Annotated in this window: 16 protein-coding genes; 1 reads left to right on the top strand and 15 read right to left on the bottom strand. The window is 38.1% G+C overall.

What is annotated here, in order from left to right:
* Positions 1-36: 36 nt before the first annotated feature.
* From V7068_RS11945 to V7068_RS11885, 13 genes are all read right to left on the bottom strand, one after another.
* Positions 37-1,068, bottom strand: a complete 1,032-nt coding sequence (locus V7068_RS11945) for a glyceraldehyde-3-phosphate dehydrogenase (RefSeq protein WP_499712984.1) — start codon at positions 1,066-1,068, stop codon at positions 37-39.
* 245 nt (positions 1,069-1,313) lie between these two features.
* Positions 1,314-1,913, bottom strand: coding sequence for a dephospho-CoA kinase (gene coaE, locus V7068_RS11940; protein ID WP_499712983.1), 600 nt, complete (start codon positions 1,911-1,913; stop codon positions 1,314-1,316).
* A gap of 23 nt (positions 1,914-1,936) precedes the next feature.
* Positions 1,937-2,569 carry a sporulation membrane protein YtaF gene (gene ytaF, locus V7068_RS11935; RefSeq protein WP_127761602.1) on the bottom strand — a complete coding sequence of 211 codons (633 nt, stop codon included), beginning with the start codon at positions 2,567-2,569 and terminating at the stop codon, positions 1,937-1,939.
* 95 nt (positions 2,570-2,664) lie between these two features.
* Positions 2,665-3,498, bottom strand: a complete 834-nt coding sequence (mutM, locus tag V7068_RS11930; RefSeq protein ID WP_499712982.1) for a DNA-formamidopyrimidine glycosylase — start codon at positions 3,496-3,498, stop codon at positions 2,665-2,667.
* A gap of 19 nt (positions 3,499-3,517) precedes the next feature.
* On the bottom strand, positions 3,518-6,145 hold the full coding sequence (gene polA, locus V7068_RS11925; RefSeq protein ID WP_499712981.1) for a DNA polymerase I: 2,628 nt from the start codon (positions 6,143-6,145) through the stop codon (positions 3,518-3,520).
* Positions 6,146-6,691: 546 nt separating this feature from the next.
* Complete coding sequence (hflC, locus tag V7068_RS11920) at positions 6,692-7,624, bottom strand: protease modulator HflC (protein ID WP_499712980.1); 933 nt, start codon at positions 7,622-7,624, stop codon at positions 6,692-6,694.
* Positions 7,624-8,595 (bottom strand): FtsH protease activity modulator HflK, encoded by a 972-nt coding sequence (gene hflK / locus V7068_RS11915; RefSeq protein WP_499712979.1) that lies wholly within the window; start codon positions 8,593-8,595, stop codon positions 7,624-7,626. The genes hflC and hflK overlap by 1 nt, the downstream gene beginning before the upstream one ends.
* Positions 8,596-8,850: 255 nt before the next feature.
* Positions 8,851-10,614, bottom strand: a complete 1,764-nt coding sequence (gene pnpS / locus V7068_RS11910) for a two-component system histidine kinase PnpS (RefSeq protein ID WP_499713004.1) — start codon at positions 10,612-10,614, stop codon at positions 8,851-8,853.
* Positions 10,611-11,333 (bottom strand): response regulator, encoded by a 723-nt coding sequence (locus V7068_RS11905; protein WP_499712978.1) that lies wholly within the window; start codon positions 11,331-11,333, stop codon positions 10,611-10,613. Before V7068_RS11905 ends, pnpS begins: the two co-directional genes overlap by 4 nt.
* Positions 11,334-11,516: 183 nt before the next feature.
* Positions 11,517-12,449 carry a malate dehydrogenase gene (mdh, locus tag V7068_RS11900; protein WP_499712977.1) on the bottom strand — a complete coding sequence of 311 codons (933 nt, stop codon included), beginning with the start codon at positions 12,447-12,449 and terminating at the stop codon, positions 11,517-11,519.
* 130 nt (positions 12,450-12,579) lie between these two features.
* On the bottom strand, positions 12,580-13,848 hold the full coding sequence (gene icd, locus V7068_RS11895) for an NADP-dependent isocitrate dehydrogenase (protein ID WP_499712976.1): 1,269 nt from the start codon (positions 13,846-13,848) through the stop codon (positions 12,580-12,582).
* A 150-nt stretch (positions 13,849-13,998) separates the two neighbouring features.
* Positions 13,999-15,114: a citrate synthase gene (gene citZ / locus V7068_RS11890; protein WP_499712975.1), complete on the bottom strand. Its 1,116-nt coding sequence runs from the start codon at positions 15,112-15,114 to the stop codon at positions 13,999-14,001.
* Positions 15,115-15,614: 500 nt separating this feature from the next.
* Positions 15,615-16,070 carry a DUF441 domain-containing protein gene (locus V7068_RS11885; protein WP_252286974.1) on the bottom strand — a complete coding sequence of 152 codons (456 nt, stop codon included), beginning with the start codon at positions 16,068-16,070 and terminating at the stop codon, positions 15,615-15,617.
* Between the two features lie 181 nt (positions 16,071-16,251).
* On the opposite strand from V7068_RS11885, the gene ytvI reads away from it, so the two are divergent.
* Positions 16,252-17,370, top strand: a complete 1,119-nt coding sequence (ytvI, locus tag V7068_RS11880; RefSeq protein WP_499712974.1) for a sporulation integral membrane protein YtvI — start codon at positions 16,252-16,254, stop codon at positions 17,368-17,370.
* A 130-nt stretch (positions 17,371-17,500) separates the two neighbouring features.
* Here ytvI and aceA read toward each other — a convergent pair whose 3' ends face one another.
* Together aceA and aceB are read right to left on the bottom strand one after the other, a co-directional pair.
* Positions 17,501-18,787: an isocitrate lyase gene (gene aceA / locus V7068_RS11875; RefSeq protein ID WP_499712973.1), complete on the bottom strand. Its 1,287-nt coding sequence runs from the start codon at positions 18,785-18,787 to the stop codon at positions 17,501-17,503.
* Positions 18,788-18,836: 49 nt separating this feature from the next.
* Positions 18,837-20,429 carry a malate synthase A gene (gene aceB / locus V7068_RS11870; RefSeq protein ID WP_499712972.1) on the bottom strand — a complete coding sequence of 531 codons (1,593 nt, stop codon included), beginning with the start codon at positions 20,427-20,429 and terminating at the stop codon, positions 18,837-18,839.
* Positions 20,430-20,697 lie beyond the last annotated feature (268 nt).

The raw sequence follows: 20,697 nt of genomic DNA, 5'->3' as shown, positions 1-20,697 counted from the left end.
TTTTGCAGTAGGTCAATAAAACTCCATGCTTAAGCCTTAACCAGCATGTACTTGAGAAGTTTCCTCTAATTTAGCTGCTACTAATTTAACAAGATCAACAACACGGTTTGAATAGCCCCACTCGTTATCATACCAAGCAAGTACTTTCACTTTTCGATCACTAATAACCATCGTAGACAAGCCATCGATAATAGCTGAGTGTGGATTTGTTGTGAAATCAACCGATACAAGCGGTTCTGTAGTGTATTCAATAATTCCTTTGAATTCGCTTTCAGAAGCTTCTTTAAATGCTTCATTGATTTCATCTGCCGTTACATCACGATTTAAATCCACAACAAGGTCTACTAAAGAAACGTTTGGTGTTGGAACACGTAACGCCATACCATGTAGTTTGCCTTTTAATTCAGGTAATACTAAAGATAAAGCTTTCGCAGCGCCTGTTGTTGTAGGAATAATGCTTCCTGCACAAGCACGGGCACGTCTTAAATCTTTATGCGGGTTATCGATATTATTTTGGTCATTTGTATAAGAGTGAACAGTTGTCATTAAACCATTATCGATACCAAATTTTTCATTTAATACTTTCGCTACAGGACCTAAACAGTTTGTTGTACACGAAGCATTTGAAATAACAAAGTGTTTATCAACGTCTAGTTGTTCTTCGTTTACACCCATAACGATTGTAATATCTTCATTCGTACCAGGTGCTGATAAAATAACTCGTTTTGCCCCTGCATCTAGATGTGCAGCTGCTTTATCACGATGATTGAATTTTCCTGTTGCTTCGACTACAATATCTATGTTTAGTTCTTTCCAAGGCAATTGCTTTGGATCACGGTTATTTATTAATTGAACACGACGTCCGTTCACAACAAGTGCATCTTCTTCTGGTACAATCTCTCCATCGAATTTACCATGTGTAGTGTCGTATTTAAGTAAATGCGCTAAAGTTTCAGCAGGATAACTGGCATTGATTGCTACAATGTCCAAACCTTCATCTAATATGGCTTTACGGAAAACCATTCTACCAATTCTCCCAAATCCGTTAATCGCTACTCTTGCATTCATTTTGTTTGGACCCTCCCGAAATTAATGTTATACTTTTTATAACCTCATATACAATTAGTATAACATATTTGCGTCAAAATGTGCTATAAAAATGTTATAATAAATTAAATTTATTCATCAAAAAAAGAAGAAACATTGTTAGTTTCTTCTTTTCAATCAAATTCATTCACTTTTTATTCCATTTGATTAGTTTAGCAAGTTCGCAGCAAAGGATAAAGAACTTCCTTACCAACAAACGTTATACTTTATCGTATATCCCACTGCTTTAGGATAGCAAGCACTTGCTGCTTCGTTTCTTCTAATTCTCCATTATTATCAACAACAGCATCTGCCAACGCTTTCTTCTCAACTAACGGCATCTGGGAATGAATGCGAGCGAGTGCTTCACTTTCCGATAAATCATTGCGTTTCATTAACCTTTGAAGCTGTACCTCTTCATCCACATAAATGAGCAGAGACTTTTCCACCATATACGTCAGCTTGCTTTCAAATAAAAGAGGAATATCCATAAAGACCGTTTCCTCTCCATCTTGAAAAGCTTTTTCTGTCTGCTCCTTCATTCTCTTCCTCACAGCAGGATGGACAATGCTATTTAAATGCAGTCTTTTGTCTTCATCATGAAAAATAAGCGTACCTAATTTGGCACGATCAATTCCCCCGTCTGGCAGCAAAATGTCCTCGCCAAACGCTTTAACTATGTCATGATAAGCTTCTTCACCAGGCTCGACTACTTCACGAGCTGCCACATCGGCATCGACAACAACAAAGCCTAACTCTCTAATATACGTACTTACACTGCTTTTACCACTTGCAATGCCCCCGGTAATTCCAATAACTCGACCCATATCCTTCTCCTTTATAATTTATTCTATAATTTTAATATCCCGATAATAATGAGTAATGCCCCTGGAAGAAAAGATAAATTTTGCACAAGCGTGCTTTTTGATAGTAATTTGCCGCTTTGAAGCCCACTCCAAATAAAGATGGAGCTCATGACTCCAATTGCAAAAGCAAGCACTAGCGGTGAAATACCAATCATAGCCGCTCCAATTCCCGCACCAAAAGCATCTAATGAAAGAGCCACACCGAGAACGAGAGCTTCGACGCCATTAATCGTACCTGATTTATCAAAATCGGCATCCGTCGGTTTTTGTAAAATATTAATTACGACACCGAGCGATTTAATTTCAAAGTTAAAAATAATCTTTTCTTTAGAATGACTTTCTATTATTTCTTTTTCCTTTTTAAAAAACTGATAAACAAGCCAAATGCCTAGTAAAATTAAGATAGCACCACCTGTTTTTTCAGCCGCACTAGGAGAGACAAGCTGACTAATGAACTCACCAATCAGCATGGCTACACCGAGACTAATACCCGAACAAATCGAAATAACAATAATCGATCGAAATGGGATTTTCACACCACGCATGCCTAATGTGACTCCCACTCCGAACCCATCAATACTTAATGCGATAGAAAGAATAATAAGCTGTAACCACATCGATGATGACTCCCTCCAATTCTGTTGCTAAAACAGTATATGGAAAGAGCCTATCCGATGTGTAAAGAAAAGCGAAGTAGACTCGTTGTCCTTCTTTATGATGGACGCACCTGACACGATGGACAAATATGTGTACCACGCCCGCCGACAACTAGTTTCTCAAGCGGTGCGCCACATCTCTTGCAATTCTCTCCTTTTCGGCCATAAACAAATAGCTCTAATTGAAACATACCGATTTGTCCTTGTGAATTGATATAAGAACGAATTGTACTGCCTCCCTTTTCAACAGCCTCCGATAATGTCGCAATAATTTCTTGATGAAGCTTTGTAATTTCGGCATCCGTAAGTGATGAAGCGACTCGCTCAGGATGGATGCCAGAACGGAAGAGCGACTCATCGACGTAAATATTCCCAATACCAACAACAATATGTTGATCCAGTAAAACTGGTTTAATTTTTCGATTGGTTTTCCGTAATGCTCGGCGTAGGTACTCGACCGTAAAATCTGCTAATAACGGCTCTGGACCTAGATTCAAAAGCGGTTCTTGCTCAAACTCTTCTCCTTTTTTAAATAAATGCATCGTTCCAAATTTACGAACATCACGGTACCTAAGCTCACTGTCATCTGTAAAGGAAAAAATGACATGGGTATGTTTATCATATGGCTCCTGTTTCAGATACACTCCATATTTCCCTTCCATTCGTAAATGCGAGACCATTGAATAATCATCTAATGTAAAAATTAAAAACTTTCCACGGCGTCCAATTTCACGAATCGTTTGTCCAACAAGTGCATCGCAAAATTGTTCAACCGGCTCTGGTTTTTTAATAATCTTCGGCCATAAAACGGATACTTCTTGAATTTCTTTTCCTAACACTAATTGTTCCAACGTTCGTCTGACTGTTTCTACCTCTGGAAGTTCTGGCATGATGTTCACCTATCTTCATTTATTTTGCATCGAACCACGTTGCTCCAAAATTATAGTCCACTTTTAACGGTACATTTAAGCAAATAGCATTTTCCATTTCTTCAGGTACAATTTGCTTCAATATGTCAATTTCCTCTGGTGGAACTTCAAAAATCAGCTCATCATGTACTTGAAGCAGCATCCGTGCTTTCAAACCTTCTCGCTTTAAACGCTCACTCATGTTAATCATCGCAAGCTTAATAATATCTGCGGCACTCCCTTGAATTGGTGTATTCATTGCTGTTCTCTCCGCAAAGCTTCTTATATTAAAGTTACTGCTCGTAATTTCCGGAATATAGCGTCGTCTATGCAACAGCGTCGTACTATAGCCCTTTTGACGCGCTTCCTGAATACTCGCATCCATATAATCTTGAACACCAGGGAAACTCTTAAAGTACTTCGCAATAAACTCACTCGCTTCTTTCCTAGTAATCCCTAGATTTTGAGATAACCCGTAATCACTAATTCCATATACAATACCAAAATTTACAGCCTTCGCTTGGCGACGCATATTCGATGTCACTTCATCAGTCGATACATGGAACACATCCATTGCCGTTTTCGTATGAATATCCATCCCCGCCTGAAACGCTTCAACTAAGCCTGGATCATTCGCAATATGCGCTAGTACCCGAAGCTCAATTTGTGAATAATCTGCCGCAAAAATCAACCAATCTTGTTCGGAAGCAATGAAAGCTTGGCGAATTTTTCGTCCTTCTTCTAAGCGAATCGGAATGTTTTGGAGATTCGGATCAGTAGAACTTAATCGCCCGGTTTGTGTTAGCGCTTGATTAAAACGAGTATGTACTTTCGCTGTTTTCGGATTGACCACTTTAAGCAATCCTTCGATATAAGTTGAGTGAAGCTTGCCAAGCTGACGATAATGGAGAATTTCCTTTACAATCTCATGCTTATCTTCTAATTTTTCTAGCACTTCTGCTGAAGTTGAGTAGCCTGTTTTTGTTTTTTTCATAACAGGCAGGCCTAACTTTTCAAATAAAATAATACCAAGTTGCTTTGGAGAATTAATATTAAAAGCTTCGCCCGCTAAATCAAAAATTTTCGCTTCGATTGCCCGTAAACGTACAGATAATTCTTGCCCCATCGATTGCAAGCGTTCAATATCGACCTTTACACCTTGCCATTCCATATCAGCTAAAATATTCGACAACGGTAACTCCAAATCCATAAATAAACGATCTTGTTCATGCTCTTCTAATTTTATAAGCATAGAATCCTTTAAAGCTAACAGCGCTTTCGCCTTACGAGCGAGATGTTCACTTAGTTTTGCTTCTTCGGGAACGGCACGCTTCGCCCCTTTTCCATAAAACACCTCATCGCTCATAAGCGGTGGTTGCTGCTGAACTTTTACGATCGCCGCAACATCTTCAACCGATTCTGCTGGATTTAAAATATAGGAAGCTAGAAATACATCAAAGTCAATTCCCTTTAATTCAATGCCGCGATGACGGAGAGCAACAATAGCTTTTTTCGCATCGTATATCGTTTTGTACTTCGTTTCATCCTCAGCCCATTGTTTGAAAGCCGCTGAGCTGAGTGCACTTTCACCTCTAAAATAAAAATGCCCGTGCTCATTGCTTAGCGCAACTCCAATGATGTCTCCATGATGATAATTATCTTCTAACATTTCAATATATAAGCCATTTTCATCAGCAAATAAATCCGCCGTAATGTCATCAACTATCTGTACGTCAATCTCTTCTTGTTCGATGTCTTGTCCATTTTCCTCATCTAGCTTATCAAGCAAAGTTTGAAAACCTAGCTCTTTATAAAAAGCTATTACTTTATCGCGATCCATCCCATTATAAGCTGTTTCACCTAAGGCTACTTCAATAGGAGCAGTACGCAAAATCGTCGCTAGCTTCTTACTTAATAACGCTAGCTCCCTATGCTCATTAATCTTTTCTTTCAGCTTTTGGCCGCTTACTTCTTCCACCGATTCAACAAGCTTTTCCACTGTTTCAAATTGATGCAGCAGCTTTAATGCTGTTTTCTCCCCTACGCCAGGGATGCCGGGAATATTATCTGAAGCATCTCCCATCAGCCCCTTTAAATCAGTAATTTGAATGGGCACAAGCCCGTATTTTTCCTGCACGTGCGCCGGCGTATATTCTTCGATATCAGTAATTCCTTTTTTCGTAATCGAAACGGTTGTCTTATCAGACGTTAATTGTGTTAAATCTTTATCTCCTGAAATCACTTTCACTTCGAAGCCTTCTTGTTCTGCTTGTTGTGAGAGCGTTCCAATAATATCATCCGCCTCATAATTTTCTAACTCATAACGTTTAATCCCAAAACAATCTAACAGCTCGCGAATAAATGGAAACTGCTCTGACAATTCATTCGGTGTTTTTTGGCGGCCTCCTTTATACTCTTGATACGTCGCATGTCGAAACGTTGTTTTTCCAGCATCAAACGCAACGAGCATATGTGTCGGCTTCTCTTCCTCAATAATACGATTCAGCATCATTGTAAATCCGTATACAGCATTCGTATATACCCCTTTGTCATTATTCAAAAGAGGTAGAGCAAAAAAAGCCCGGTACGCAATACTATTTCCATCTATTAATACTAACTTTTTATCCAAACAATTCTTCCTCCTATATCCAGGGACTAAAAGGCCAAACACAAAGGCGGCGCAAACGCAGCACGCACTTATCAATGCCCTAAACTGCACTACATATTTCGCAACATCAAGGGGAGAACCCACACCTATACGGAGTTCCGCCCCCACAGAATCAACACCGTTTCAACTCCACCTACATCCTCACACAACATAAAGTGGAAAACAAAGGCGGCGTGAACGTAGCACGCACTCTTAATATCCCTAAACTGCACTACGTATTTCGAAAAATAATGGGCCCTCTCATATTCATGCGGAGTTCCACCCCTACAAATCAACACTGTTTCCACTCCACCTACATCCTCATACCAAATAAAGGGGAAACACAAAGGTGGTGTGAACGCAGCACGCACTCTTAACAGCCTTAAGCTGCACTACGTATTTCTCAACATTAAGGGAGAACCCACACTTATGCGGAGTTCCGCCCCTTCTCCTTAAATAAAACCGTTCATTTTCTTCCTCTATTCTACCATGAGAAGAAGGAGAAAGAAAAATGACGGCTATTATAGTTTACTTCATATTCCCCATCAACAATCTTGCATAAGGAGAGTCAGATGGTAACACGATGACGGTCTGTTCGCCAATCGTTTCTTTATAGGAATCTAGTGTTCTATATAATTGATAAAACTCTGGGTCTTTGGAGAACGATTTATTGTAAATCTTAGCAGCTTCTCCTTCTCCCTCCGCTCGAATCACTTCTGCATCCGCTTCTGCTGTGGATAACAGCTCTTTCACTTTACGATCAGTATCTGCAATAATTCGATTCTTCTGCGCATCACCTTTTGATAAATATTCTTGAGCCTTCGATTCTCGTTCAGAAATCATTCTCTTAAACACAGACTCTTCATTTTCAGCAGGTAAGTCCGTTCGTTTTATACGAACATCTGTCACAAGAATCCCATAATTATCTTGGGTAAGCAATTCATTCACTTTTTCTGTTACTCGATCATTCAAACTTCCTCTTGAAGATTTTTCATCATTAATAATTTCATCATAATTCAATTGACCAAGCTCAGAGCGAACAACAGAATAAATAAACTCTTCCATCCTTGCTTCCGCATTTTCAAATGTTCTAGCATTCGTAATCATCTTCTTTGGATCATCAATACGCCATACTGCATAGTTATCAATGAGCATCCTTTTTTTATCTTTTGTATTAATTTCAGCTTCAGATACATCATAATTCATTTGATATTTTGGTAAAGTTGTCACACTTTGAATAAAAGGGATTTTAAACTTTAAGCCAGGGCTCTTATCAATGCGGACGACTTCTCCAAATTGGCGTACTACTTTGTATTCCCCTTCTTTTACAATATACACATTCGTTAGCAAAATCAGAAGTAGAGCAATCAAAATAATAAAGAAGATACCGGCTTTCATATAGCCGCGCCACTGAAGATGATCTTTTCGTTTACCTTCTAAATCAACAATTTTTGGGCTCATTATTCCGCTCCCCCTTCCTTCGTTGATTTTTGCTCTTTCGTTTCTTCCTCTGTCTGTTCCTTTGTCGCAGCAGCTTTAGAATCAAGCGCACGTAATGGTAAGTATTTCATCGTGTTTCCATCATCATTCATAATATAAATTTCAGCATTCGGCAGCACTTGTTCCAGCGTTTCAAGAATTAAACGAGAACGAGTGATTTCCTTATTACTTTTATATTCGGCATACAATTTATCAAAAACTGCAACATCTCCACGTGCCGTTTCTATTCGTTTCGTTTTATCTCCTTCTGCAGCTGAAAGGATTGCTGCTTTTTCCCCTTCTGCTTCATTCATACGTTTATTCTCGTATTTGCTCGCTTCGTTAATTTTCGTATTCATCGTTTCACGTGCATCCGTTACAGCGGTAAAAGCACTTCTAACATCATCATTCGGTAATTCTACATCTTGAAGCTTCACAGCTAAAACAGAAATACCAACATCATATTTCCCCATTAATTGCGATAATAATTCACGCACATCAGCCTCAATCTCTGCTTTTCCTGACGTTAAGGCATCATCAATTTTTGTGCTTCCAATAATGCTTCGTAAGGCAGCAGAAGTCGTATTATACAAGATTTCTTCAGGGTCATTCGCATTGAATAAATACTTCGGTGGATCAGTAATTTTCCACTGGACAACAAGATCCGCCAGCACAATATTTTCATCACCTGTAATCATCTTTGTTTCATTTGGATACTCAGAAATTTGCCCGTCTTCCTGTTTATACCCAAATTGTAAACTAAATGTCTCCTTTGACAGCTTTTCCACCGATTGAATCGGCCACGGCAGTTTAAAATGCAATCCTGGTTCAGCTACGGTCTGTTCTACCTTTCCAAATGTTAAAATCACAGCTTGATCAGATTCATCTACCGTATACCAAGTAGATATACCTACTATTCCAAGAATCACAATCAGCAACGCTAACCCTGTCATCGTATATATTCTTTTTAAACTAGCGATAGTAACCCCTCCCTTTTTTCTCTCTATACTGTATGTACGCCCAAAAATGGATAAAGTTTCATAAAATATTGAAAATGAATCTATCTTATCCAATTTTTAATAACAATCATTGGATAGGACTCTGCAAAAAAGATGATACTCAGGGCGTAGTTCTATCCACTCTCCTCCATTATTTAGCGTAGCCATAAAAAAAGTGAAGACCTAGTAGCCTTCACCCCTTAAACGTTGCTATGCATGCAGTTTTTTATATAACGTCACGGTAAATGTTGTACCAACACCAACTGTACTTTCAACCGTTACTTTTCCATGATGCACTTCTAGTATATGCTTCACAATAGCCAACCCTAAACCTGTACCTCCAGAGTCTCGACTTCTTGCTTTATCTACTCGATAAAAGCGTTCAAAAATTCGAGGAAGCTCTTTTGGCTCGATACCAATTCCATTATCCTGAATCTCAACAATGACTGTATCTTCCTCTTCTTTCACACAAACCTTTATAGCTCCGCCAGTTAACGTATAATTAACAGCATTACTCATTAAATTGATAAATACTTGTTTAATACGTGATAGATCACCTTCAATGAATGCTTGATCCGGACCAACGATGTCTAATGTGAGCTGCTTCTCTTCTAATCTTGTTGATAACATCATGGAAATGTCTGTTAACACCTGGATTAAATCGACATCTTGACGATTCAAAACAAATACTTGCTGCTCCATTTTCGAAAGATTCAGTAATTCCTGAATAAGCACTTGCAGACGATCACTTTCTTCTAAAATAATGGTTAAGAAGCTGCGCAATGTCTCCTCATCATGAAGAGCTCCATCAAGAAGCGTTTCAGAAAATCCTTTAATCGATGTAATCGGCGTTTTTAACTCATGTGATACATTAGCTACGAAATCCTTTCGAATTTGCTCTAAGCGCTTCAATTCGGTAATATCATGGAATATAAGCAAAATCCCGTTCCACTCATCGTGGTTACCAATAATTGGAGCACCATACACTTCAAAATGCCTTGGCTCTGATTCGAGTGGCAGCTTCATTTGACGCTTAATAATTTGTTCTGTTCGAAAGATTTCTTCTATAATCGAAATAATTTCCTCAAATTCAATGACTTCATAATAAGAGCGAAACATAAAGTGTATAGGATTTACCTTAAATAAATGTTTATATTCACGATTAATAAGCGTAATATAGCTTTTACTATCAATAAAAATAACGCCGCTTCCAATGTTTTCAATCAACGTTTCAAGTCGATCTTGATGCATCTCCCTAGAAATTTGTGCTTCTTCAAGATTTCTCGCCAAAATATTTAGAGATGTGATAAGCATTTTTGTTTCTGCCGAATAAGTCTCACTCGTTCGTGCTCGATAATTCCCTTGAGCAAGTTCAATAGCTGTCATCGTTGCTGCTTCAATCGGTCTTGCATATCGTTTCGTAATCATACTTCCAAGCATCAAAATAATGATAAGCGCAACGCCTAAACTAATCGTTAATATTTGCCACATTTGTTTATTCATTTGTTCAATGATGGAAATTTCACTACTATGTACGATATACCCTTCTATTTCATCATCTGTCTTAATCACTTGCCAATAATAATGAAAGTCCGCTTTTCCTTCAGGCACTTCATAGCCTTCTTGTCCTTGCGCTTTTATAATTTGTTGCAGTACCTTGGCATGGCGATTCGGATGCTCAATTTTCTCTTCATTCGAATCGTATAACACATCCCCTTCATCGGTCAAAATCGTAACATTTGAGTCAATAAGCGGCTTTAAATCGACTGTATTATTCTGGTCTAAAAAAGAATGAATCCCGCCATGTTCTTGAATATAATGCGCGATAAATGTTGTTTCCTTTTGAATTTGCTCATTAAATGCTTGTACATAAGAATTTTTAAATAAATTCCCTAACAATACGCCAAGAGCAATTAAAACAACAATAATTAAGGTAATTAACGCAAAAAAAAGCTTTTTACGATATGTCATTATTCTTGTTTAGGCTCCTCTAATTTATATCCATGTCCTCGAATTGTTTTAATATATAAAGGCTTCCTCGTATCCTTTTCGATTTTTTCACGAAGATGACTAATATGCACATCTACAATACGCGAGTCTCCAACAAAATCATAATTCCAAACAGCACTTAATAACTGATCTCTTGTCAATACTCTACCTTTATTTTTTGATAAATATACGAGCAGTTCAAATTCCTTCGGTGTCAATTCAAGTAGCTCATCATTAAATAAGGCTTCGTATCGATCTGGATAAACTTTCAATTCACCAATAATCAAAGATGGTTGCTGATCTTCTTGTGTCCCTTGTTCTGCAATTGGAGCTTGCTGCTGAGCACGTCGGAGAATCGCTTTAATACGCGCCACCACTTCCCGCGGACTAAAGGGCTTTGTTAAATAATCATCTGCTCCAAGCTCTAGTCCAAGCACTTTATCGAATTCATCATCCTTAGCTGTTAGCATTAAGATGGGAACATTGACTTTTAACTGACGAAGTTGCTTACATACTTCAATTCCATCCAGTTTTGGAAGCATTAAATCTAACACAACAAGATCCGGTTTCTGTTCAACTACTGTTTGAAGTCCTTCTTCCCCATCAAAAGCTGTTATCACAGAGAAACCCGCTTGCTCTAGATTATACTTAAGTAAAGTAACAATTGATTTTTCATCATCCACAACAAGAATTTTCTTAGCCATTTTCTCCTCCTGCAATCCATTCTATTCCTGTGACCTTCATTCTCATTTTATTATATACATATTAATTATGAAAGAGAAAAGAAAATGGACCTAGAATGAAAGCACAAAACGTTTGGATTCTCTTTGAGTATAGAAAAAGGCAATGGCTTTGAGCCATTACCTTTTTTCTGTATTATAAAAAACTTATATTAATACGCTCATTACAGCTTTTACTGCTTCAGCAGATTTATCAAGTGCTGCTTTTTCATCAGCTGTTAAGTCAAGCTCAATGATTTGTTCGATACCACCAGCACCAAGGATTGTTGGTACACCCAAGTAAATACCTTCATAACCGTATTCACCTTCGAGGTAAGCGATTGAAGGAAGGACACGACGTTGATCTTTAAGTACAGCTTCAGTCATTTCTACTAGGGACGCAGCTGGTGCATAGTATGCAGATCCGTTTCCAAGAAGTTCAACAATTTCTCCACCGCCGGTACGAGTACGAGCAACGATTGCTTCTAAACGGTCAGCTGGGATTAATTTTTCTAACGGAATTCCACCAGCGAAAGAATAACGAGTTAATGGTACCATCGTATCTCCATGCCCACCAAGAACGAAACCAGTAATATCTTTAACAGATAGGTTTAATTCTTCTGCTACGAATGTACGGAAACGAGCTGTATCAAGTACACCAGATTGTCCGATTACGCGGTTTTTAGGGAAACCAGACTCTTTGTATACTGTGTAAGTCATAGCATCAACCGGGTTTGTTAATACGATAATTGTAGAATTTGGAGAGTATTTGACGATTTCTTGAGTTACAGCTTTCATCACTTTTTGGTTTGTTTGAACTAAATCGTCACGGCTCATACCTGGTTTACGAGCGATACCAGCAGTGATGATAACTACGTCAGAATCAGCAGTATCCGCATAGTTAGAAGTACCAGTGATTTTAGCATCAAAACCTTGAACTGGGCTAGCTTCTAACATATCAAGAGCTTTACCTTTTGTTGGGTTTTCAGCTTGTGGGATGTCAACTAGTACAACATCACCAAGCTCTTTTTGAGCTAATAAAAATGCAGTTGTAGCACCAGTAAATCCGCCACCGATAACTGAGACTTTTTTACGAGACATATTTTTCTCCTCCTTCAATATGTAATAATACAAAATTTTCCCAGATAAAGCAATGCCATATATACGATTATACAATGAAAAAAGCAGCTATAGATAAGCTGCTTTTTCATAAGATATATCTGAATGAGAATTAAAGATTTTTGATTAATTCGTCAGCGAACTCAGAACATTTAACTTCTCTAGCGCCTTCCATTAGACGAGCGAAGTCATATGTTACAACTTTAGAAGCAATTGTTTTTTCTACTGAAGCTGTAATGCTTTTCGCTGCTTCATTCCAACCAAGGTGTTCAAGTAAAAGTACACCTGAAAGAAGAACTGAAGATGGGTTAACTTTATCAAGACCAGCGTATTTTGGAGCTGTTCCGTGAGTAGCTTCGAAAATAGCGTGTCCAGTTTCATAGTTGATGTTAGCTCCTGGAGCGATACCAATACCACCAACTTGTGCAGCTAGTGCATCAGAGATGTAGTCACCGTTAAGGTTCATTGTAGCTACTACATCAAACTCTTTTGGACGAGTTAAGATTTGTTGTAAGAAGATATCAGCGATAGAATCTTTTACGATGATTTTGCCTTCAGCTTCAGCAGCAGCTTGTGCTTTGTTTGCAGCTTCAGTGCCTTCAGCTTCTTTAATTTTGTCATATTGGTTCCAAGTGAATACTTTATCAGCGAATTCAGTTTCTGCTACTTCATAACCCCAGTTTTTGAATGCGCCTTCTGTAAATTTCATGATGTTACCTTTATGAACTAAAGTTAAAGATTTACGTCCTTCTTTAATTGCATAGTTAAGTGCAGAACGAACAAGACGTTTTGTACCTTCTTCAGATACTGGTTTAATACCGATACCAGAAGTTTCAGGGAAACGGATTTTGTTCACACCAAATTCGTTTTGTAAGAAAGAAATTAATTTTTTAACTTCTTCAGAACCTTGTGCATATTCAATACCAGCATAGATATCTTCTGTATTTTCACGGAAGATTACCATGTCAGTGTCTTCAGGACGTTTAACTGGTGAAGGTACACCTTCAAAGTAACGTACAGGACGTAGACATACGAATAAGTCTAATTGTTGACGTAATGCAACGTTCAATGAACGAATTCCGCCACCAATTGGAGTTGTAAGAGGTCCTTTAATAGCGATTAGATACTCGTTGATTACATCAAGAGTTTCTTGTGGAAGCCATTCGCCAGTTTGGTTGAATGCTTTTTCCCCAGCAAGAACTTCTTTCCATTCGATTTTCTTTTCGCCATTGTATGCTTTTTCTACTGCTGCGTCTAAAACGCGTACAGCTGCTGCCCAAATATCAGGACCGATTCCGTCACCTTCGATAAATGGTACTACTGGGTTGTTTGGTACGTTAAGTGCTCCGTTTGTAACTGTGATTTTTTGTCCTTGTGTCATGTCTATACCTCCGGTTCAAATTCAAAGGTTAGTGGCTCTTTCCAAATTGGCGAGCCAGCTAACCTTTTTTTACTCACATGTATTAATTTACTACAAATCAGTCGAAATATTAAACAAATTTTTTAAAAAATTTTATTTTATTAAAAAATTTTATCGTTCATCAACTGGTACGTATTTTTGCATACCTGGTCCATTGTACTCTGCACGTGGACGAATTAAGCGGTTGTTTGCATATTGCTCAAAGATGTGAGCAATCCAGCCAGACGTACGGCTTACAGCAAAAATTGGTGTAAATAGGTCATGCTCGATACCTAAGCTGTGGTATACAGATGCAGAATAGAAATCTACGTTTGGTGGTAGATTTTTCTGACCAGTTACTAATTCATGAATTTTAACAGACATTTCGTAGTATTCTGGTTGACCAGTAAGCTCAGTTAATTTTTGTGACATTACTTTAAGGTGTGGCGCACGTGGGTCACCTTTACGGTATACACGGTGTCCAAAGCCCATAATTTTTTCTTTATTTGCTAATTTTGCGTTGATATAAGGCTCAACGTTTTCAACAGAACCGATTTCTGTAAGCATTTTCATAACTTGCTCGTTTGCTCCGCCGTGTAGAGGTCCTTTAAGAGCTCCGATAGCAGATGTGATACCAGAATAGATATCAGAAAGTGTAGCCACACATACACGTGCAGTGAATGTAGAAGCGTTTAATTCATGGTCAGCATGTAAAACTAACGCTTTGTTGAATGCTTCTTCTGCGATTGCAGATGGCTCTTCTCCACTAAGCATGTATAAGAAGTTCGCAGCAAAGCTTAAATCAGAACGTGGAGCAACTGGATCTAAACCTTTACGAACACGTGAGAATGCAGTTACAACTGTTGGGATTTTCGCTTGAATGCGGATTGCTTTACGATAGTTAGCTTCGTCGCTCATTACATCAGCTTCTTCATCATAAAGTGCAAGTAAAGAGATTGCCGTACGAAGAGCTCCCATTGGGTGAACTTTATCGATTGGGTATGATTTGAAGTGGTTAAGAACTTCTGCTGGAACTTCTGCGTTGTCAGCAAGTTGTTGTGTTAACTCTTCTAATTGAGCTTTATTTGGTAATTTTTTATGCCATAATAAGTAGATTACTTCTTCAAACGTTGCGTTTTCTGCTAAATCATCAATGTTATAACCTACGTAAGTTAATGTGTCGTCGATAATTGAACTAACAGATGAAGTTGCTGCTACAATACCTTCTAGACCTTTTGTTGCTGTCATATAAAATCTCTCCTTTTTAAAAAATATTCCCCTATGCCCACTACTTATTGCGTATAAATATAGCGCCTCTAAGAACTAAGTATTATAACTAATCATATATATTTTTAGAAAAAACCGCGCTTCCTCCATGAAAGCGTTCACATTAAAGATAGACTATGCTATGTATGCTACCTATCGTTCGCTTGCCGTTTTCTAAAAATCAAATATGCGTTTTACTTTTCCTAGCGAGCGCTTGGTCAATAACTGCCTGAAACGCTTACAAGTAATCTTCGCATCCATTAAAATGATTCGGACGCTTATTTATCATTTTTCAGCAGTTACATGTTTATTATAAACAATAATCACTTTTTTGGGAATGAAAAGCACTTAAATTGTGAAAAAATTATTATTTTATTAGAAAAACTCACCTATATTCTTCCTTTCCCGCTTCATAAATCGTTGTTTAAAGCCCGTCAAATCAATGATTCCCTATATTCCTAAAGTATCCCCATTATTTTTTATTAGTTCATAAAATCGAACAATTTCATGCATATATAAGCGATTCCAGCCCCTATTAGCGGGCCCACTGCCACACCTTTGAATAAAGCAACAGCCAGAATTGTACCTAAAACAAGCGCCGTCGTAATATGCGGATCATGCTGTAATAACGTTAATCCGTTTTTAGCGATTAAAGCAACAGCGACTCCAGATATAAGAGCAATCCAAGCATAAGGAGACTTAATTGCTTCCCCTAATTCCTTAAAGCCAATCGCACCGCTTGCAATTGGAACTAATACGGCAATCGTGATGATTGTAACCCCCAGATTAATCCCCTTTCCCTCTAAATAAGGGAATATTTTTGTGTCAAGCATAAGCAATTTCATCAATAACAAAAAGCCTGCTGCAACCATTAGCGATGTATTCTTGCCAAGCCAGCCAATGATTCCAAGCAACAGTAAAAACACAATCGGACCCATTCACTCTCTCCTTGCCACCCTTATCATTTATTATTTTAACATAACAAAACAAGTATATTTTTCAAAAATTTCTTAGATGAAGCAAATGAAAAATCCACTCGCTTCCTCAGTTAAAACTTTCCAATTCTTCTTCCTGTCGTTACAATTATATAATACAAATATTTTATAAGGGGGAGAAGCTTTGAATTCCGTCTATCTTTATCGTTTTATTCGATGTTTCTTCGTCATTGCATTAATTAGTTTAGGCTGTACTGCTCTTTTTTATTTATCAACTTATACATACCCATTCATCATCGCCGTCATATTGGCCTTCTTTATGAATCCGCTCGTTACCCTTCTTGAGAAAAAGGCACGATTGCCAAGAAGCCTTGCTGTATTACTCTCTCTTTTGCTTATCTTTTCTGCCTTAGCTGGACTTCTTACATTACTTATTATTGAAATTGTCTCCGGTACGACTTATTTAGCAAGTGTACTTCCAACACATATTGAAACCTTTGTTACATTCATCGAAAACTTTATCGCCCAAACCATTATTCCTTTTTATAATGAAACCGCCACTTTGTTTAACAGACTAGATGTTGCCCAGCAGGATACAATCATGGAAAATGTTCAACAGATTGGACAATCTATCACTACAGCCGTCAGCGAATTTATTCAATTTATTTTAAAAAATATACCCGCTATTCTTGGGTGGTTTCCAAATACAATAACAGCACTTATTTTTTCCTTAATGGCTACTTTTTTCATTAGTAAAGATTGGCATCGCCTTGGAGGATTAACGGCTAAATTTCTGCCTTATAAAGTGTCTTCTCGTGCAAAAAGAGTGATCCATGATCTGAAACGAGCTTTATTTGGCTTTATCCGCGCTCAATGCACATTGATTTCTTTAACAACAATTACCATTTTAATTGGGTTATTAATTATGCGAGTAAACTATTCTATTACAATCGCCTTAATTTGCGGTTTCATTGACATTATTCCCTATTTAGGAACGGGGACTATCTTTATTCCTTGGATGATTTATGAAGTAATGACTGGAGATGTTAGTTTTGCCATTGGACTTGCTGTCCTGTATATCATCGTCGTTGTGCAACGGCAACTCATTGAACCGAAAGTTCTTTCTTCAAGCATCGGTATTGATCCATTAGCTACACTTATTTCTCTATTTATTGGGTATAAATTAATTGGCTTTTTGGGATTAATTATCGGTCCAATCATCCTTGTGATAATTAACACCCTGCAGCGGGCTAACGTGTTTACTGAAATTTGGGCATTTATTATCGGACCAAAAAAAGAGTAAGGGGTTCACTCTAAAGTAGAGTTACTCCCTTACTTCAATACATGTTATTCCTTTGTGAGTAAGGTAATAGACACGACACAGTAGTTCATTCTTCACTACTATAATTAGTAGGCAAGATTACCATTCATAATTATTTATTAGATGTTTGGAATTGTTCCGCCTCTGTTGAACCAGCAAGTGCTGTTGTAGAAGACGTTCCACCAGATACAACTTGTGCTACTTCATCAAAGTAACCAGTTCCAACTTCACGTTGGTGACGAGTTGCTGTGTAACCGTCTTTTTCACTTGCGAATTCAGCTTGTTGAAGCTCTGAGTAAGCAGCCATTCCGCGCTCTTTGTAACCTAAAGCAAGATTGAACATGCTATGATTTAATGAGTGGAAACCAGCAAGTGTAACGAATTGGAATTTGTATCCTAACTTACCGATTTCTTTTTGGTAGCTAGCAATTTCTTCATCGCTAAGTTTAGCTTTCCAGTTGAATGATGGTGAACAGTTGTAAGCAAGTAGTTTACCAGGGAATTTCTCATGAATTGCCTCAGCAAAGCGACGAGCTTCTTCAAGGTTTGGCTCAGACGTTTCACACCAGATAAGGTCAGCATATGGTGCATAAGCAAGACCACGAGCAATCGCTTGATCAAGACCAGCTTTTGTACGGTAGAATCCTTCTGGTGTACGTTCACCAGTGATAAATGGTGCATCAACTGGATCAATATTATCTGTGATTAAATCTGCAGCATCAGCATCTGTACGTGCGATTAAGAGTGTTGGTGTACCCATTACGTCCGCAGCTAAACGAGCAGAGATTAAGTTACGTACAGCTGTTTGAGTTGGTAGAAGAACTTTCCCACCTAAGTGACCACATTTTTTCTCAGAAGAAAGTTGGTCTTCGAAGTGAACGCCTGAAGCACCTGCTTCAATCATACCTTTCATTAATTCGAATACGTTAAGTGCTCCACCGAAACCAGCTTCTGCATCGGCAACAATTGGTGCGAACCAATCGATGTCTGTGTTTCCTTCAGAGTAAGAGATTTGGTCAGCACGTTGTAATGTTTGGTTAATACGTTTTACTACTTGTGGTACAGAGTTTGCTGGGTACAAGCTTTGGTCAGGGTACATTTGACCAGCAATGTTTGCATCCGCAGCCACTTGCCAACCGCTTAAGTAGATTGCTTTTAAACCAGCTTTTACTTGTTGCATTGCTTGGTTACCTGTAAGTGCACCAAGTGCGTTAATGTAATCTTCTGTATGAAGAAGGTTCCATAATTTTTCTGAACCACGACGAGCTAATGTATGTTCAATATCGATTGATCCTCTTAATTTGATAACATCTTCAGCAGAATAAGGGCGAGTAATTCCTTTCCATCTTGCATCGTTTTCCCAGCTTTGTTGTAATTGTTTTGCTCTTTCTTCTCTCATGATTAAATTCCTCCTAATTTTTATATAAAATTATGAAACTATTTAACTATTATGAAAGATGTGCATATGCCGGATTCGTTAAAAAATCGGCAAAGTCATCAGCTAAACTCAATTCTTCAAACAGCTTGGCGGCTTCGATGAATCTCCCTGTTGCGAATGCTTCTTCCCCTACTTCCGCTTGAATGTTTTCTAACTCTTCTTGTTGGATCGATTTGAATAGCTCACTTGTAATGTTTCGACCATCCTCAAGAATTCCCTTTGGATGATGAATCCATTGCCATACTTGCGCTCTTGAAATTTCTGCTGTCGCGGCATCTTCCATTAAATCGTGAATAGGAACCGCTCCTCGACCGCATAACCAAGAAGCAATATATTGAATACCAACATTAATGTTAGTGCGTAAACCGCTTTCAGTGATCGTTCCTGTTGGGACCTCCAATAAGTCCTCTGCTTTTATTTGTATATCCTCACGTTTACGATAGATTTGGTTGGGCTTTTGAACAAGCAAGTCAAATACTTCCTTTACAATACTGACCATGTCAGGGTGAGCTACCCATGTTCCATCATACCCATCTCTCGCTTCACGCTCTTTGTCTGCACGCACTATAGCAAAAGCTTTATCGTTCTTTTCGACATCACCTTTCACTGGAATTTGTGCAGCCATTTCACCGATTGCCGGAGCATTTCGGTTGTGACACGTTTGGATTACGAGCAAGGAATATGCTCTCATATTCGGTACTGTCATCGTAACTTGTGCCCTATCCGGGAAAATACCATGATTATAGTGACGGAATTTTTTCAAGAAGCTGAATATGTAATCCCATCGCCCACTATTCAAGCCAGCTGAATGTTCTTTCAGTTCATATAGAATCTCATCCATTTCAAAAGCGGCTAAAATTGTTTCGATTAGTACAGTTGCTTTAATTGTACTTTGTGGGATTTTTAAATCATTTTGTGCATAAACGAACACATCATTCCATAGTCTCGCTTCAAGATGATTCTCCAATTTGGGAAGATAAAAGTATGGTGCTGTCCCTTTTTCCAGCAATGCTTTTGCATTGTGAAAGAAATAGAGTCCAAAATCGAAAAGGCTGGCTGAAATCGGTTGGCCATTTAAAAGCACATGCTTCTCTTCTAAATGCCATCCTCTAGGTCTTACTGTTAAGACAGCTGTTTTTTCGTTTAGTTTATATAACTTTCCATCTGAATTTTCGAAGGCAATCGTTCGACGAACTGCATCTCGTAAATTGATTTGACCTTCAATGCAATTCGACCATGTAGGCGAATTCGCATCTTCAAAATCAGCTATGAAAAGATTAGCACCTGAGTTCAAAGCATCGATTATCATTTTCCGCTCAACTGGTCCAGTGATTTCTACACGGCGATCTTGAAGATCTTTCGGCAGTGGATCAATCGTCCAGTTATCTTCACGGATATGTTTTGTTTCTTCTAGAAATTGAGGTACTTTACCTTGGTCGATTTCTTCCTGAACTTTCATGCGTCTTTCCAAAAGTTCTTTTCTTCTTGGACCAAAATACCGTTCAATTTTTGCAATAAATTGTAGAGCTTCTGGTGTAAGGATTTCCTCAAAACCAGGTTTTATCTCCCCATTAATTTCTAGACTCTCTACTTTGGTAACCATATCGCTTTCTCACATCCCTTCGGAGCTCCCCTCATGTTATAATACAGTTTTTCTTTCCCTTGTTTGTATTATATAACACACCTTCTATGTTTGTCACTATTTTTTCTAAAATTTACAATAAATTATTTTTTGTGGAAGAAAAAATCCCTTAAAAACCCTTATATATCAATACTTTTACAGATGTTTTATTTTATCTTTCTTTTCTAAATATATAGAATTTTAGGACAAATTAAAAGTATATACCCAAATTTGTAATTTTATTACACCT

Source organism: Bacillus sp. JJ634 (assembly GCF_036962285.1).
Classification (GTDB): Bacteria; Bacillota; Bacilli; order Bacillales; family DSM-1321; genus Peribacillus; species Peribacillus asahii_A.
The sequence above is the reverse complement of the archived record's forward strand: the minus strand, read 5'-3'. Positions and strand labels throughout refer to the sequence as shown.